The 14,808-nt window shown below is 70.8% G+C and carries 11 protein-coding genes and 3 pseudogenes; 6 read left to right on the plus strand and 8 right to left on the minus strand.

Annotated elements, in window-relative coordinates:
• Position 1: 1 nt before the first annotated feature.
• Positions 2-1,202: pseudogene (locus UK82_RS35100) on the plus strand (ribonucleoside-triphosphate reductase); the annotation flags it as partial.
• Positions 1,203-1,279: 77 nt separating this feature from the next.
• On the opposite strand, the gene UK82_RS02320 reads toward UK82_RS35100, so the two are convergent.
• Positions 1,280-2,728, minus strand: a complete 1,449-nt coding sequence (locus tag UK82_RS02320; protein WP_055406163.1) for a DUF222 domain-containing protein — start codon at positions 2,726-2,728, stop codon at positions 1,280-1,282.
• Positions 2,729-3,166: 438 nt separating this feature from the next.
• On the opposite strand from UK82_RS02320, the gene UK82_RS02325 reads away from it, so the two are divergent.
• The 3 genes from UK82_RS02325 to UK82_RS02335 are packed head-to-tail and all read left to right on the plus strand — an operon-like array spanning position 3,167 to position 5,755.
• Entirely contained in the window at positions 3,167-4,063 is an 897-nt protein-coding gene (locus UK82_RS02325) for a LamB/YcsF family protein (protein WP_236705394.1), read from the plus strand.
• Positions 4,064-4,073: 10 nt separating this feature from the next.
• Positions 4,074-4,853 (plus strand): allophanate hydrolase subunit 1, encoded by a 780-nt coding sequence (locus UK82_RS02330; RefSeq protein WP_044884510.1) that lies wholly within the window; start codon positions 4,074-4,076, stop codon positions 4,851-4,853.
• Entirely contained in the window at positions 4,850-5,755 is a 906-nt protein-coding gene (locus UK82_RS02335) for a biotin-dependent carboxyltransferase family protein (protein ID WP_082121780.1), read from the plus strand. Before UK82_RS02330 ends, UK82_RS02335 begins: the two co-directional genes overlap by 4 nt.
• Before the next feature lie 64 nt (positions 5,756-5,819).
• Here UK82_RS02335 and UK82_RS02340 read toward each other — a convergent pair whose 3' ends face one another.
• The 6 genes and pseudogenes from UK82_RS02340 to UK82_RS02360 form a co-directional block, all read right to left on the minus strand.
• The gene (locus UK82_RS02340; protein WP_082121779.1) at positions 5,820-6,452 is read right to left on the minus strand and encodes a CoA pyrophosphatase; all 633 of its coding nucleotides are present in this window, start codon (positions 6,450-6,452) and stop codon (positions 5,820-5,822) included.
• A 74-nt stretch (positions 6,453-6,526) separates the two neighbouring features.
• Positions 6,527-7,237, minus strand: a complete 711-nt coding sequence (locus tag UK82_RS02345) for a hypothetical protein (protein WP_044884509.1) — start codon at positions 7,235-7,237, stop codon at positions 6,527-6,529.
• Positions 7,238-7,356: 119 nt separating this feature from the next.
• Positions 7,357-7,968 carry a polysaccharide deacetylase family protein gene (locus UK82_RS02350; protein WP_236705396.1) on the minus strand — a complete coding sequence of 204 codons (612 nt, stop codon included), beginning with the start codon at positions 7,966-7,968 and terminating at the stop codon, positions 7,357-7,359.
• Positions 7,969-8,715: 747 nt separating this feature from the next.
• Positions 8,716-8,861, minus strand: a pseudogene (locus UK82_RS35105) (oxidoreductase); the annotation flags it as partial.
• Between the two features lies 1 nt (position 8,862).
• Positions 8,863-9,492 (minus strand): annotated as a pseudogene (locus UK82_RS02355) (FAD-binding oxidoreductase); the annotation flags it as partial.
• A gap of 74 nt (positions 9,493-9,566) precedes the next feature.
• A complete protein-coding gene (locus UK82_RS02360) occupies positions 9,567-10,166 on the minus strand; it encodes a sulfite oxidase-like oxidoreductase (protein ID WP_044884508.1) in 600 nt (199 codons plus the stop codon).
• A 265-nt stretch (positions 10,167-10,431) separates the two neighbouring features.
• Between UK82_RS02360 and UK82_RS02365 the strand changes: the two genes are divergently transcribed.
• The gene (locus UK82_RS02365; protein ID WP_152989786.1) at positions 10,432-11,394 is read left to right on the plus strand and encodes a GntR family transcriptional regulator; all 963 of its coding nucleotides are present in this window, start codon (positions 10,432-10,434) and stop codon (positions 11,392-11,394) included.
• On the opposite strand, the gene UK82_RS02370 is transcribed toward UK82_RS02365, so the two are convergent.
• Positions 11,395-12,846: a bifunctional cobalt-precorrin-7 (C(5))-methyltransferase/cobalt-precorrin-6B (C(15))-methyltransferase gene (locus UK82_RS02370; protein ID WP_044884507.1), complete on the minus strand. Its 1,452-nt coding sequence runs from the start codon at positions 12,844-12,846 to the stop codon at positions 11,395-11,397.
• A gap of 389 nt (positions 12,847-13,235) precedes the next feature.
• Here UK82_RS02370 and UK82_RS02375 point away from each other — a divergent pair, with 389 nt between their 5' ends.
• Entirely contained in the window at positions 13,236-14,753 is a 1,518-nt protein-coding gene (locus UK82_RS02375) for an acyl-CoA synthetase (RefSeq protein WP_396230437.1), read from the plus strand.
• The last annotated feature ends 55 nt before the right edge of the window (positions 14,754-14,808 follow it).

Genomic DNA, 14,808 nt, shown 5'->3' on the forward strand with positions numbered 1-14,808 from the left:
NACTGCACTTCGACGACACGATCAATAGCTGGCACACCTGTCCCGCGAGTGGCCGGATCAGTGCCAGCAACTCCTGCAGCGAATACATGCACCTGGACAATTCCTCGTGCACCCTGGGGTCGCTGAACCTCTTGCGGTTCCTGGGCAGGGATCGCCGCTTCGACGCGACGAGTTTTGCCGCCGCCGTCGAACTGGTGGTGCTCGCTATGGACATCTCGCTGTGCTTCGCCGAGGTACCGTCCCAACAGATCGGCGGCGTCACCCGTTCCTTTCGTCAGCTCGGCGTCGGCCACGCCAACCTCGGTGCGCTGCTCATGGCCATCGGTCAGGCCTACGACAGCGAGGAGGGCCGGACCACCGCGGCCGCGATCACTTCGCTGATGTCAGCGACGGCATATCGACGCTCGGCGGAGATCGCCGCGGTACTCGGGCCCTACACCGGCTTCACCGCGAACGCCGCGGCTCATCGCCGGGTGGTGGCCCGTCATGCCGCCGCACACGCCGCGATCCGCCAGCCGCCTGCGGCCCGGCGATCCATGGAGGAGAGCATCCACGAGCAGGTCCTCCCGCAGGCAGGACTGGAGTGGAAGCGGGCGATACTTCTCGGCGAGCGGTACGGCTGGCGCAACGCCCATCTGACTTTGATCGCCCCCACCGGGACGACCGGCCTCGCGATGGACTGCGCCACGATGGGAATCGAACCCGATCTCGCTCTCGTCAAGGTCAGGAAGAGCGCGACGGGCTCGGCAATGCGTCTCGTGAACACGACGGTGCCGACGGCACTGCACGCCCTCGGGTATCCGCGGGCCGCGGTGGCCCGCATCGTGAGCTTCATCGCGGCGCACGGTCATGCCGTGGATGCTCCCGGGCTACTCCCCGAGCATCAGGCGGTCTTCGACTGCGCCCTCGGTCCACGGGCCATCGATCCGATGGGCCACGTCCGGATGATGGCCGCCGTACAACCATTCCTGTCCGGGGCGATCTCGAAGACGGTCAATCTCCCGGCGTCGGCCACGGTCGACGATGTTGCTGCCCTGTTGTACGCCGGATGGCGTAAGGGGCTGAAGGCATTGGCCGTGTACCGGGATTCCGCCAAGGTCGGCCAACCGATTTCAGGTGTCACGCTCCCGGCCGGCCCGGCCGGTCCTTCAGACGAATACCTGGGACCACGAACGATCGGAGCATCAACGCGTCGGCAGTGATCAGCGGGCAGCGGGGCGCCGGCACAGCAGACCCTGGCCAGCCGCCGGGGAGAGCCGCGACGCTCGGGGCCGTGGCGTCAGGCCCGAAGAAGATGCCCGTCGCACCATCTGGCCGAGCGGTCGCATCCCGGCGCGACACAGAGTCTGTCGCCTGCGCCCGCTGCCTGGCGAAGCTGCTGACGGGCGCTCCGGCGCCACTTCTCGACATCGGCGTGGACGGCGGTCAGCTGCGACCCGACCTGCCCACTCCGAAACATCATGGCCAGCTTCGGCGGCATAACGGGTATCGAATGGCCAGCGGTTCCCGAGTCCGGTGGCGGGTTTCCGCTCGCCCTCAGGACGGCCCACGAGACGGCATCGGCCAGGTCGGCAGTCGACCCTCCGGTCACTGTCAACATCGCGGCCATCTGCGCACGCCGGACGATCTCAAGCAGGGCATCGACCCGTCGGGGTGCGGCAGCGTGGTCATCCGTAGCGGCGTCCGCTCCAGTGAGCTGCTCCAACGCCGAACGGAGCGTCGCAGCGGACTGGGCGTCGAGCTCGCCGTCGAGCCGGGTCATGCCCTCGGGTAGATCTGTCAGCCACAGGCCCCGTCGGGCGCGCGTGTGCTCCGGCGGGGCCGTTGTCGTGGTGCCGGCGGCGGGCCGACCATGGTCACTGCCCTGAATCGGCGGCACACCGCCGTCGGGCGCGCCGTCCGCAGCGCTCTTGTGGGCCGGGCCCGTCGTTACGTCCTCGTTCACTGCGTCGTCGCTCACTGCGTCGCCATCGGCACAGCCGTCGGCGTCGTCGGCGTCGTCGCGGCTCCCGGCGCCGGGGGCAGGGGCCGAGTCGCCCGGGGCAGCCCCATCAGAGCCGCCGGTCGTGCACGTGGGAGGACCCGCCTCAGGTGGACCCGCCTCAGGTGGATCGGCCTCAGGTGGATCGGCCTCAGGTGGATCGGCCTCAGGTGGATCGGCCTCAGGTGGATCGGCGTCCTTGGATCCGGCGGCGGGCTGAGAGACTCGCTGGTGAATGCGCTGACCGATTCTGGTCAGCTCGGTGGGATCGAAGATCGCCGCTTGTTCGATCAGGCAGGCCTCCGCATCCGCGACGACGTCGGGGGTCGTCAGGGCCGGCACCGAGCGCATCGCTCGGAATATCACCAGTGCCTGCTCGACGGTGATCCTGCCCTCCGCCAACGCGGAGCCCGTCGCCGTCAACGGACCGTCCAAGGCGGCTGCGAGATCGAGCAGGTGGCGCGCGTCGACCGGCCGGACCCGCAGTCGCTCCCGCAGCCACTCCTGCGTGCTCTCCGCTCCGACCCGCAGAGCCAGACCGCGTCCCTGCACCTCCCGGACGAGCTGGAGTCGCACGGCGGCCAGCCGCGAGAGCGCGGCGGCACTCTCATCCACGGCAAGCGCCAGCTCTGTGTCGGACAACGGCCACAGCGGCGCGTCCAGAACGCCGTCGACAGAAGTATGGACAGCAGCCATCCCGGCGACGAAGCCGAGCGGCGAAACAAAAGAGTCAGTGATCGAGGTCATGCGGCCGACTGTAATTCACGCACACCCCCATGTCGATCTCGTCTCAGTAATTTGGCGTTCTGGTCGCCACACCTTCAAATAAGGCGTCAGATCATGGCGGTCTCGACCATCGCCACGATTCGATCGGGTCCGATCGCCACGCGAGGAAGCGGCCGAGGTAAAGTGGCTGCGATGGTGAACCTGCAACAAGAAAAAGAGGTGGAGATCTTGGTATTTTCTAAAGTGGCCACCCGACCAAAATCTCGCGCGATGACACGGATTTCAAGGGCGGGCGAAGGAAGCCGTCCTTCGTCCGTGCGCCGCATCGGGTCGACAGTCCGCCGTCCTCCGACTACTCCGAACCGTTCGGTGCAGAGGACCGGCCACCAGGTCCGAGCTTCCGTCCGAGACCGGTGATCAGCGCGGGACAGCGGGCCGGCATGGTGAACAATCGAGGGCATGGCCGACGCGGGAGCTGCCCATCAACTCGAGGAAGGTCCACGGGACCGTATTGCAGTCGCCGCCGACGTGGCGGGCTCCACGACGGTGCCGGCCGCCGAGAGACCGTCCGCCGGCCAGCGAGCGGCTGCTTCCGCGGGGCGCTACCTGGACCTCAACGCCGACCTCGGTGAGGGCTTCGGCGTCTGGCGCCTCACCGACGACGAGGCGCTGCTCGGTCTGGTGACAAGCGCCAACGTGGCGTGCGGCTTTCACGCCGGGGATCCGGCGACCATGCGACGGACCTGCGACCACGCTGTCCGACTCGGGGTACGTATCGGCGCTCAGGTCAGCTATCGGGACCTCGCCGGATTCGGTCGGCGACGCATCGACATGGATCCGGCCGACCTGCGTGACGATGTCACCTACCAGCTCGGCGCGCTCGACGCCTTCGCCCGGGTCGCCGGCGATCGAGTGCGCTACGTCAAGCCGCACGGGGCGCTCTACAACACGATCGTCGCCGACGAGGGCCAGGCGCAGGCGGTGGTCGACGCGGTCCGTGGATACGACGCGACGCTGCCGGTCCTCGGTCTGCCAGGCTCGGTCTGGTTGCGGCAGGCCGCCGCCGCCGGCCTCGTGACAGTCGGCGAGGCGTTCGCGGATCGCGCCTACACGCCAGCGGGCACGCTCGTCTCCCGCCGTAGCCCCGGGGCCGTACTGGACGATCCGGACGCCGTGGTGGCTCGAGGCGTACGGATGGCCACCGAGGGAACTGTGCTCAGCGAGCAGGGCACACCGGTACGGATACTTGCCCGATCCCTGTGCGTCCACGGCGACACCCCCGGCGCCGTGGAGGTGGTCAGGCGGCTGCGCCGTGCTCTGCACGACGCTGGTGTCGCGCTGTCGCCGTTCTGCTGAAGGGACCGTGATGCGCATCCTGCCCTGCGGGGACGAAGCACTGCTCGTCGAGGTTGCGAACCTGCGGGAGGCCGAAGACCTCTATGGACGGCTACGACGGGACCCTCCGCCGGGGGTCACCGACCTGGTGCCCGCAGCGCGTACCGTCCTCATCGCCTTCGACCCGGCGGCCACCGGTCCAGCCCGGCTCCGGGCCCTGCTGCATGGGCTATCACCCGCGCCGGCTGACCGGGAGCCGCAGCCCGTCGACGCCCCCGCTCCCGACGCGCCCGCTCCCGACGCGCCCGGTCGGGACACGCCGGCCGCTTCATGCGCGGTGGTTGCCGGCGGGGACGGCCGAGACCCTGCCGCCGCCAACCCGATCGGCACGGCGGCGGCGGACTCACCGGCGACCGTGACCATTCCCGTGCGTTACGACGGGCCCGATCTGGACGACCTCGCGCGACTCACGGGGCTGACACCGGCACAGATCATCGGACGGCACCTGCAGGGCCAACACCGGGTTGCGTTCTGCGGTTTCGCGCCGGGTTTTGCCTACATCGCCGGTCTGGATCCTGGCCTGCGGGTTCCCCGCCGGGACAGCCCACGCACGCGGGTGCCGGCAGGCGCCGTCGCGATCGCCGACGAGTTCTCCGGCGTGTACCCCCGCGCCTCGCCCGGCGGGTGGCATCTGATCGGCCAGACGGATCTGGCCGTCTTCGACCTCACGCGCGATCCGCCCGCTCTGCTCGTACCAGGCACCCCGGTGCGCTTCGTCGCGGTGGGTGTAGCCCAGGCGGTGGGGGCGTGACGGGATCAGGGGAACCGTCCGGCGAGATCGCGATCGTGGCCTCGGGGCCGCTTGCCACCGTGCAGGACCTTGGCCGGCCCGGACTCGCGCACCTGGGAATCACCCGATCCGGCGCCGTCGACCGCCCCAGCCTGCTCCTGGCGAACCGGCTGGTGGGCAACCTGACCGGCGCGGCAGCTATCGAACTCACCTATGGTGGGCTGATCGCCCGATTCACCCACCCCGGAATGATCGCCGTCACCGGCGCGCCCTGCCCGCTCGAGCTCTCGGGCCGGGAGATCGGGATGTACGCGCCGGTCGACGTGCAGGCGGGCGCGCTGCTTCGGGTCGGCACCCCCGCCCGGGGCGTGCGCACGTATCTGGGAATCCGCGGTGGCGTGGACGTACCGGCCGTGCTGGGCTCCAGGTCCCGAGACACCCTCGCCGGCATCGGGCCCGAACCACTGGTGGCCGGTGCTCGCCTTCCGCTCGGCCGGGAGAAGTCCGATCCACCGACGGTCGATCTCGCGCCGCATGCCCGCTACGTCGACGAGCCCGAGCTTCAGGTGCTGTCCGGTCCGCGTGCAGACTGGTTCGCCACGGAGGCGGTTTCGACGTTGTGGACGAAGACCTACGAAGTCACGACCGACAGCGATCGCGTCGGTGTCCGGCTACGCGGTCCCGCGATGCATCGGCGCATCACCGCCGAGCTGCCCTCCGAGGCGGTCGTCGCCGGCGGCATTCAGATTCCCCCGAGCGGCCAGCCGGTGATCTTTCTCGCCGATCATCCCGTCACGGGCGGTTACCCCGTCCTGGGCGTCGTCGTAGCGGAGGATCTTCCGCTGGCCGCGCAGTGCCGGCCCGGTCAGCGCCTTCGATTCCGACCCGCCCGCAGGGCCGTGAACGGCCTGCCCGCCCACTGACCTCGCTGGATCAGGACCTGCCTGGGATGAGCATCGTCCGGAACCCGGAATCTCACGGGGTAGGTCAGCGCCAGGCGAAGACAGGCTGTTCGAACTCGGCGACCCGGGTATGCCGGCCGCGCAGCACCAGCTCGGCGAACTGGTAGAGGATGGCGCCCGTCGGGGCGTGGATGAGGCTGCCGAGCAACGGAAGCTGAATGACGGGCCGGTCGGATTCGGGAATGGTGAGAAAGCGCGGCCGCACGTCCAGCTCGTCGAGCGGTACGACGTGGACCGAGGCGACCTCTCGAGCCTCCGGGCTGGTGACCTGCAACCTCGAACCCGCCCAGAGCACCACCGGGGTCATCACGAAACCGGATCGGGTCGCGTAGTCGTCGAGGGTGCCGAGAACCTCCTCTGCCGGTAGCTCGACACCGACCTCCTCGGCGAGCTCGCGGAGTGCGGCGGTTGCGGCATCCTCGCCGTCCTCCGCCCGACCGCCGGGCAACGCCCACTGCCCCGCGTGCGTCCGCATGCGGGCGGCCCGGCGGGTGAGCAGAAAGCTGGGTCGGCCCTGCGCGTCCTCGCCGAGAGCCACCGCGACGGCGGCGAGGCGGCGCCCCGCGGCAGGCAGTCCCTGCCGCGGGAAGCCGGCCAGCGCCGCCGTCGCCCTGGTTCGCAGGTCGACCATGTCGTCACGGGTCACCTTGACATGCATACCAGCACGCGTGCCGACGTGGCGCCGGACGACGTTCCCGCGGCGACGCGAGGCGCCGGCGCGGATCGCTCGCCTCAGCTGTGGTCGCGGCGTCGACGGCGCCCAAGGGCAGTGTGTCCGCCCGCCGGAAGGGCCGATCCCGCCGAGTCGACCCCGGCCGGCGTTCCTTCCCCGGACGCGGGAGCTGACGGACGGTCACTCGGGTACACCTGCGGCTCGGACACGGGCGGCGCCAGCGTCTCCTCGCGGGCGCCACGCGAGCGCAGTGTCGTGCGCTCGCGGCGCCGACGGGCCGCGGCGACATCACGGACTCCGCGGACGCTCAACCTGCCCCAGGCCGTCGAGCCCAGGAAGAGGATTACGGCGCCCAGTCCGTAGAAGAAGCTGATCCACTCGACAGCCTGCCGCACGGACCCGCCGAGAGGCGCCCCGATCGAACCGAGGTGCCACGGTCCCGCAAGGGTTGGACCGATGATGAACCAGGCTCCGGCGGCGATCGCCAGCCAGGCTCCGAGCGCAGCGGTTCCCCTGTTGGTACTCGCCAGCAGCAACAGACCGCCGACGAACGCCGCGATGCCCGGCAGTACCTCGAGCCAGAACCGCGCGGAGGTCCAGGTCCAGGCGTCATCCTGGGTGAACGCGAAATCAAAGTAAGGGCCGACAAAGGGAATGAGCGCCCCCCAGATACCCAGGAGCATCAGCAGCAGGCCGGTGACAGCGCCACGGCTGCGGGGGATGTGCCAGGCGCCCAGCCCGCGGGCGTCCGCGTTGACGACGTCAGCCATCGGTTGCTCCCTCTCCTCGCCCTACAGCAGGGAGGGTGCCCCGGAAGATGGTCACCGAACCACCTGGTCAGCGCCCTGCGGAGCACTGGCCGACCGGGCGGCCGACGGCCGACGGCCGGTCAAAGTGGAACGAAGGAGAGCCCCCGCGCCCGTAGCAGGGGCAGCACCCGTCGCAGGGCCGCCACGGTCTGCGCGCGGTTTCCGCCGCCGTCGTGGCAGAGCAGGATGTCGCCGGGACGGGCGCTGCCCAGGGACTGTCGGATGGACGCGGTTCCCGGACGCGCCCAGTCCCGGGGATCCACGTCCCAGCCCAGGGAGGTCATGCCCAGGCCGGCCGCAGCCGCGAGGACGGCCGGGGACCAGTCTCCCCCCGGCGCGCGAAACAGCCGAGGTGGCTCAGCGCCCGCGTCGACTATCGCCGACTGGGCACGGGTCATCTCGATACGGATCTGATCCGGTGTGCGGCGACTGAACGGCTGCGGATGGGTCATCGAGTGGTTACACAGCGAATGGCCTTCCGCGACGATACGACGCACCAGCTCCGGGTTCGCCACCGCCTGCGCGCCCACCACCGAGAAGGTGGCCGAGACCCGGTTGAGGCGCAGGACATCGAGGATCCGGGGGGTCCACACCGGATGCGGACCATCGTCGATAGTCAGCGCTACGGAATCCGTCGGCGCATCCGGCCGCAGGTCGTGGATGCGGTAGGCGGGCGCCTTCGAAGCCGCCACCGCCGGGGGGGTGACTGTGGTGCCAGCGGTGCCAGCGGGACCAGTGGGACCCCCGGCCATTCCCGATCCGCGTGCGGCGCCGGAGCCGCCGGCAGTCTGCTGGCCTGCGGGGCGAACGGCACCTTGGCCCGCTCGGGACGCTCCCCCGACCGCTTGCGCCGGCTCGGCTGCGGTGAGCAGCACGATGCCCGCCGCGCTCGAAGCCGACCAGGCGAACAGTCGTCGACGGGAGACACGCGGCTCCGAGCGGTCGGCTCCGGTCCGGATGCCCGCCGTCGGCTCGCCGTCAGACGACCCAGGACCGTGGTCGCCGCTACTCATCCGGTGTCCCCACATCGCACCTGGCATTGCCGCTCATCTCACCGCTCCCCCGCTCTGCCCGGTGGTCCACGCATCCGCCCGGCGAGGGCACCTCCGTGAGCCGGAGTGGCCAACGCCGCCAACCGGCCCACCCCGATGAGGCCAGTGGGATGCCGATAGACCATACGACGGAATCGCGTACCTAAAGCAAGACGGACCCCACAATCAGGCAGATCCCTGACGATATTCCCAGATACTGGTGCCCAGCGTCAGGAAATTACTTCGCCGGGTACACATTTGCACCGGCCCGGTGGCGGGTGACGCCTCCCTGTCGCCGGGCGTAACGACGCCGAACCCCGGCCTCTGCCGCGGCAGTCGTGGTACCGCGATGCGCCGGACGCGACCAGGTGGACCGGCGCCACGGCCGTCAGCGGGTTGCGGCCGGCCTCAGCGCCCGCTCGGGCCGAATCGTTCGGTCCTGACTCGAGCCGGGTCATGGCCGAGTGCGACGAGCATGTCCGCGACGGACTCGACGAAGCCGTTCGGCCCGCAGACGTAGCACGTCGGCGCGAACGCGGCGGGCCACGCGACCGNGGACAGCTCGGCGAGACCGAGGCGATGCGGCGGGTTCGGCCAGTCCGGCGGCGTCGCCCTCGTGTAGACCCGCGTGAGGTCGAGGCCCGGGTCGGCTCGGGCGCGGTGACGCAGTTCCTCCGAGTAGTAGGCGTCGCCCGGCGTGCGCACCGAGTACGCCAGCCGGAACGGCGCCCGGCTCGCCGCGGCGGCGCGAGCCCGCACCATGGCCATCAGGGGAACGATGCCCGAGCCGCCGGCGACGAGGAGCACCGGATCTCGGTCCTGCGGACGCCAGACGAACCAGCCGCCGATCGGGCCGCGGATCTCCACCGGGTCGCCGACGGCGAAAACCTGCGTGAGGTACGGCGAGACCTCGCCATCCGCGACCCGCTGAACTGTGAGGACGACGCGCGAACCGTCGGTGGGAGCCGCCAGCGAGTAGCTACGGCGCGCGGTGTAGCCGTCCTCAGCGGTGAGGCGCACATCAACCCGTTGACCGGCGAGATGCCCCGGCCACTGCGGCACCTCGAGCACGAGAGTCCGCGCGCTCGGCGTCTCGTCGCGTACCTCGACCAGGCGGGCGACGCGCCAGGGTATCCGGCCAGCCGCCGTCGGCCGACCCGCCGGCTCCCGCAACGGCCCCGTCACATCCCCATCCCGCCTTTCTGCCCTGCGCTACCCCCGTCGACCGTCACCGGGACGACCGATCCCCCGCAGATCCGTCAGTCGCCGCGGTACCTCTGTTCGAGCCAGGGATCACCGCGCTCGTGATATCCGGCGGCCTCCCAGAAGCCCGGCTCGTCCTCGGGCAGGAGACGGATGCCGCGGACCCACTTGGCGGACTTCCAGAAATACAGGTGGGGCACGAGCAGGCGAGCCGGGCCACCATGCTCGGGGGCCAGGTCGTCGCCATCACAGCGATGGACGATCCAGGCCCGCCCGTCCAACAGATCGTCGAGCGGCAGATTGGTGGTGTAGCCACCGTAGGAGTAGGCGACGGCGAAGTCCGCCGAGGTCTCGACATCGGCGAGCAACACGTCCAGCGAGACGCCCTGCCACACCGTGTCCAGCTTGGACCACTGGGTGACACAGTGGATGTCGACCGTCGGCGTCTCGCTCGGCAGGGCCAGAAACTCCGGCCAGCTCCAGCAATACCGGCGTCCGACCTCGTTGGTGATCACGAACTCCCACTGGTCGCGCGCCACCCGCGGAGTCGGCCCCGCGGAGAGGACCGGGAACCCTTTTTCCAGGTACTGACCTGGTGGAAGGCGGGGACGACCAGACCGCCGGCGGCCGTGAAAGCCCGGCGAGACGATGCCCATGGACCACACGTACCACAGCCGGACTCGTCGGGGCGCTCGTTGTATTCACCGCCGCGCGAGAGGGATATCACCTTCGAGCAGCCGGGCGACCATCTGCAGACCGAAGCCGGACACGTCCCTCCGACAACCGCAGCCACAACCTCGCCGGCGATCGCCCGGCAATCCGGGCGAAAGGCGTCTGTTAACATAAACAGCCCGCACAGTCCACTGATACTCGACGATCACCGATCGGCGACCGACGCGCGCCTTCGCAGGAGGACCGCTCATGGCCCGGCCAGCCGCCCCGGCGGCATCCCGCCCAGGCTCATCGCAGGCACCATCCGCACCGGTCGGCGGCCAGGCGGCGACCGAGCCACCGGGCTCCCGCCCGGCCGACGACGATCCGATCGCGCGAGTTCCTCCGCCCACCGGTTCGGTCCCGGTGAGCGCGGCACCGGTGGGCCGGCGGGTCCGTGTCCCCAAGACCGCGGAGCTGGTTGCCAGCCAACTACGACGGAGGATCATCCGCGGCGAACTCACCGAGGGTGATGCGCTTCCCCCCGAACCCACCCTGATGACGCAGTTCGGCGTCTCCCGGCCCACCCTGCGCGAGGCCTTTCGGGTCCTCGAGGCGGAGGCGCTGATCTCGGTGCGCCGCGGGGCCCATGGCGGGGCACGGGTTCACCTCCCGAGTCCAACGGTTGCCGCCCGCTATGCCGGCCTCGTCCTCGAACATCGCGGCGCCACCCTGGGCGACGTTCATCAGGCCAGCGCCGTCATCGAGCCACCGTGCGCGGCGCTGCTCGCCGAGCGGCACAGTCCGGCAGACGTGTCGGTCCTGCGCGGCATCCTCGCCGAGGCCGACGAGGTCGCCGACGATCCGGCCGCGCTCGCGGCGGCGCAGGCTGCCTTTCACCTGGCCGTGGTCGAGCTCACCGGCAACAAGTCCCTGTCCGTGGTCACCGGCATGCTGCAACATCTCGTCGAGTTGACCAACGCCCAGCACGGGCACGCGGCCGTCGGCGCGAGTCCCGACGCATCGCCCGCGCCGACGGCGGCCGTCGACCGGGCGACCGACAATCGGCTGAGCGTCGATGCCACCCGGCAGATCCACGCCACACTTGTCGACCTCGTCGAGATCGGCGATGCGGCGGGCGCCGACCGCCACTGGCGGCTGCACCTGACTGCACCCGATCACGCGATACCGGGAGGGCCGGCCGACCGCTGCGTCCTGGATCTGCTCGGCTGATCAGCAGCCGCTGTCCGCGGCGTGGTCACCCGGCCAGACCGTCCACTGGGTGACCGGCATGGCCGAGCGCCACCCGGTGAAGCCACCGACCGGTGACGCTCGGCTTACCGACAGACGGATCAGGTCCCCGCCCCGCCGTGCGTACCAGGCCGCGAGCACCGCCTCGGACTCGAGGGTCACCGCGTTGACGACGAGCCGGCCGCGGCCTCGCAGCGCCGCCCAGCAGGCTTCGAGCAGCCCAACAGCCGTGACACCGCCACCGACGAAGACCGCATCGGGTGCCGGCAGCCCCGCCAGGACCTGCGGGGCCCGGCCCGCGACGACCTGCAGCCCGGGCACTCCCAGACTCGTGGCATTACGACGGATACGCTCCGCTCGATCGACGCGGGGCTCGATGGCGATCGCCCGGCAGGTGGCATGGGCGCGCATCCACTCGATGGCGATGCTGCCGGAGCCCGCCCCCACGTCCCACAGCAGCTCGCCGGGAACAGGACCGAGCCTGGCCAGGGTGACCGCCCGGATTTCACGTTTGGTGATCTGACCATCGTGCTCGAACGCGTCGTCGGGCAACCCGGGTGAGCGCGGCCGGTGGGCGGCCCCGGGCCCGGGGCACGGCTCGACGGCGGCCACGTTGAGGTCGGCCGGGGGGCGCAGTGCCCGCACCGTCGGCTCGCTGCTCGGCCCCGGCGGGCTGTCGTCCCTGCTGCCTAGTGGGCTGCCTACCGTGCTGCCTTGGTGGGAAGAGGCGGCGTCGCGCCAGACGGCAGACGCGACCGCCCATTCATGGGCGGTCGCCCGCTGCTGAGCCTCGTCGGCCGCACCGAGCCGTTCCAGCACCGTCATCGGGCTCGCGCCGTAGCCGCGGTCGACCAGCAGATCAGCGAGCGCGAGGGGCGTGGTCCCGTCAGCGCTGAGAACCAGTAGTCGGCGATGCGGCGCGAGCGCGGCGTGTACCTGAGCCAACGGGCGGCCCACCGCGCTCACGACGTCGACCCCGTCCATGGCCCAACCCAGACGGGCGCAGGCCAGGGACACCGACGAGGGATGGGTGAACACCCGTACCCGATCCGCCCCGAGCAGGCGAACGAGCGTGGTGCCGATCCCGTGGAACATCGGATCGCCACTGGCGAGGACGCAGACGTCGCCGACAGGGTTCGAGCTTCGCGCCGCGGGACGCCGGGGATCGCCGCCGGGCTGTGCGCCCGTGTCTGCGTCGACGCCGCTCGTCCCGGCCACCGGTATGCCGTGCTCCGCGAGCAGGTCGGCGAGGGCTGGCAGCAGCGGCGACGGCCAGGTCACCCTGCGCGCGGTGATCCGGTGCCCACCGGCCCGTTCCGGGATGAGATCGAGCTGTCGCTGCGCCCCTAGCAGAACGTCGGCGCAGCGGACGGCGTCACGCGCCGCCGTGGACAGGCCGGTCCAGCCGTCCGCGCCCACACCGACGACGGTCACCCGCGCTGATACACACGGATCCGCGGACCTCGGGTCGGACGAGGGCTCGGACTCCGACACCAGACCCGACACCGAACCCGACACCGACGCTGGATCTGACACAGCACGCCAGCGTAGTCCCGCGCCGGACCACAGGCCCACGGGTCGACCGGACCACGAAGCCGGCTGCGTGTGCCGGATCAGCACCGGCTGCGGCCCGGCCTCCAGGTCTGACAAACCGTGGGCTCCGCCACCGCGACAGCCCGTACCGTCGTGGGGGGTAGCCATCGCGGTAAGCCNCCGGGACCATGCCCACAGCCCCAGAGATGCCCGCAGCCCTGAATGCCCACAGCTCTGAATGTCCACAGCTCCAAATGTCCACAGCTCTGAGACGCGGACTGCGGTTCCCGATGCGGCGAGAGGATCCGGACGTGACGCTGCTGTTCCCACCCCTGGACGTCGATCACGATGCTCCTGCCGTGCAGGTCGGGGATGTGGTCCTCTCCCGGGCCGAGCTGCTGGGGGCCGCAGCGACCGTCGCCGGTCGCGTCGCGGGAGCCGGGACCGTCGCGGTGCACGCCGAGGCCTCGATGGCCACTGTCGTGTCCGTCGTCGGATGTCTGCTCGCCGGGGTGCCCGCGGTCCCGGTGCCACCGGATTCCGGGCCGCGGGAGCGCGGCCACATCCTGCGGGACTCGCGCGCCGAGCTGCTGCTCGGCAGCCCGGACTGGGACGACCTGGCAATCCCGGTGGTGCCTGTCGATCCCACCGCCCGCACGGCGTTGCCGTCCGCCACGAACAGGGCGTCCGCCACGAACAGGGCGCCCGCGAGCGCAGCGAGCGTCGATGAACCGGTCGGGATCACGACCGCCCCGCCCGCGCTCATCCTGTACACCTCCGGCACGACCGGAGCACCCAAAGGCGTGATGGTGCCCGCCGCGGCCATCGCCGCCGACCTCGACGCCCTCGCCGAGGCATGGGCCTGGACCCCGGAAGACACCCTCGTGCACGGGCTGCCGCTGTTCCACGTGCACGGACTCGTCCTGGGTGTTCTCGGCGCGCTGCGGGTCGGCAGCCGACTGGTCCACACCGTCCGGCCGACACCGACCGCGTATGCGGCGGCCGGTGGCAGCCTGTACTTCGGCGTGCCGACCGTCTGGTCCCGGGTCTGCGACGACCCGGTCAGCGCCCGGGCCCTGGCCACGGCTCGGCTGCTCGTCTCCGGCAGTGCACCCCTGCCGACGCCGATTCTGAATCGGCTCGCCACGCTCACCGGCCTGGCACCCATAGAGCGATACGGGATGACCGAGACGCTGATCACGACGAGCAGCCGCGCCGATGGCGAGCGCCGCGCCGGCTGGGTAGGCCCGCCGCTGAAGGACGTACGCACCAGGCTCGTCGACGACGAGACCGGCGCTCCGCTGCCGGCCGACGGGCAGAGCATCGGCGAGTTGCAGGTCCAGGGGCCGACCCTGTACGGGGGCTACCTGGGCAGCCCGGAGGTCACCGCCGACACCTTCACGACCGATGGCTGGTTCCGTACCGGTGACGCTGCGGTGATCGCGCCGGACGGGCACCACCGGATCGTCGGACGGCGGTCGACCGACCTCATCAAGTCCGGGGGATATCGCATAGGCGCGGGTGAGGTGGAGGCGGCGCTCCTGGCCCATCCGGAGGTGCGGGAGGCCGCCGTCATCGGCCTCCCCGACGACGATCTCGGCCAGCGGATCGCCGCCTTCGTTGTCGCCCCCGATCTGCTCGATGGCGGGAGGAGCAGCAGGTCTGCGGCCGGAGACCTCACCGACTTCGTGGCCCGGGAACTGTCCGTCCACAAGCGGCCTCGAGAGATCCACTTCGTCACCGAGCTACCTCGCAATCCCATGGGCAAGGTCCGCAAGTCCGCCCTGGCCCCTCCGGCGGCGCGATAGCGGCACTGGTGAGATCGAGGCCGGGTGGAGCAGGGACGGGGTTCCGAGGAGGGAT

It is taken from the genome of Frankia sp. ACN1ag (assembly GCF_001414035.1).
GTDB classification, from domain to species: domain Bacteria; phylum Actinomycetota; class Actinomycetes; order Frankiales; family Frankiaceae; genus Frankia; species Frankia torreyi.

Coding starts and splice junctions, on each gene's coding strand:
- UK82_RS02320 (WP_055406163.1), bottom strand. CDS start 2,728: ATGACCTCGATCACTGACTCTTTTGTTTCGCCGCTCGGCTTCGTCGCC.
- UK82_RS02330 (WP_044884510.1), top strand. CDS start 4,074: ATGCGCATCCTGCCCTGCGGGGACGAAGCACTGCTCGTCGAGGTTGCG.
- UK82_RS02345 (WP_044884509.1), bottom strand. CDS start 7,237: ATGGCTGACGTCGTCAACGCGGACGCCCGCGGGCTGGGCGCCTGGCAC.
- UK82_RS02325 (WP_236705394.1), top strand. CDS start 3,167: ATGGCCGACGCGGGAGCTGCCCATCAACTCGAGGAAGGTCCACGGGAC.
- UK82_RS02375 (WP_396230437.1), top strand. CDS start 13,236: ATGCGGCGAGAGGATCCGGACGTGACGCTGCTGTTCCCACCCCTGGAC.
- UK82_RS02365 (WP_152989786.1), top strand. CDS start 10,432: ATGGCCCGGCCAGCCGCCCCGGCGGCATCCCGCCCAGGCTCATCGCAG.
- UK82_RS02360 (WP_044884508.1), bottom strand. CDS start 10,166: ATGGGCATCGTCTCGCCGGGCTTTCACGGCCGCCGGCGGTCTGGTCGT.
- UK82_RS02340 (WP_082121779.1), bottom strand. CDS start 6,452: ATGCATGTCAAGGTGACCCGTGACGACATGGTCGACCTGCGAACCAGG.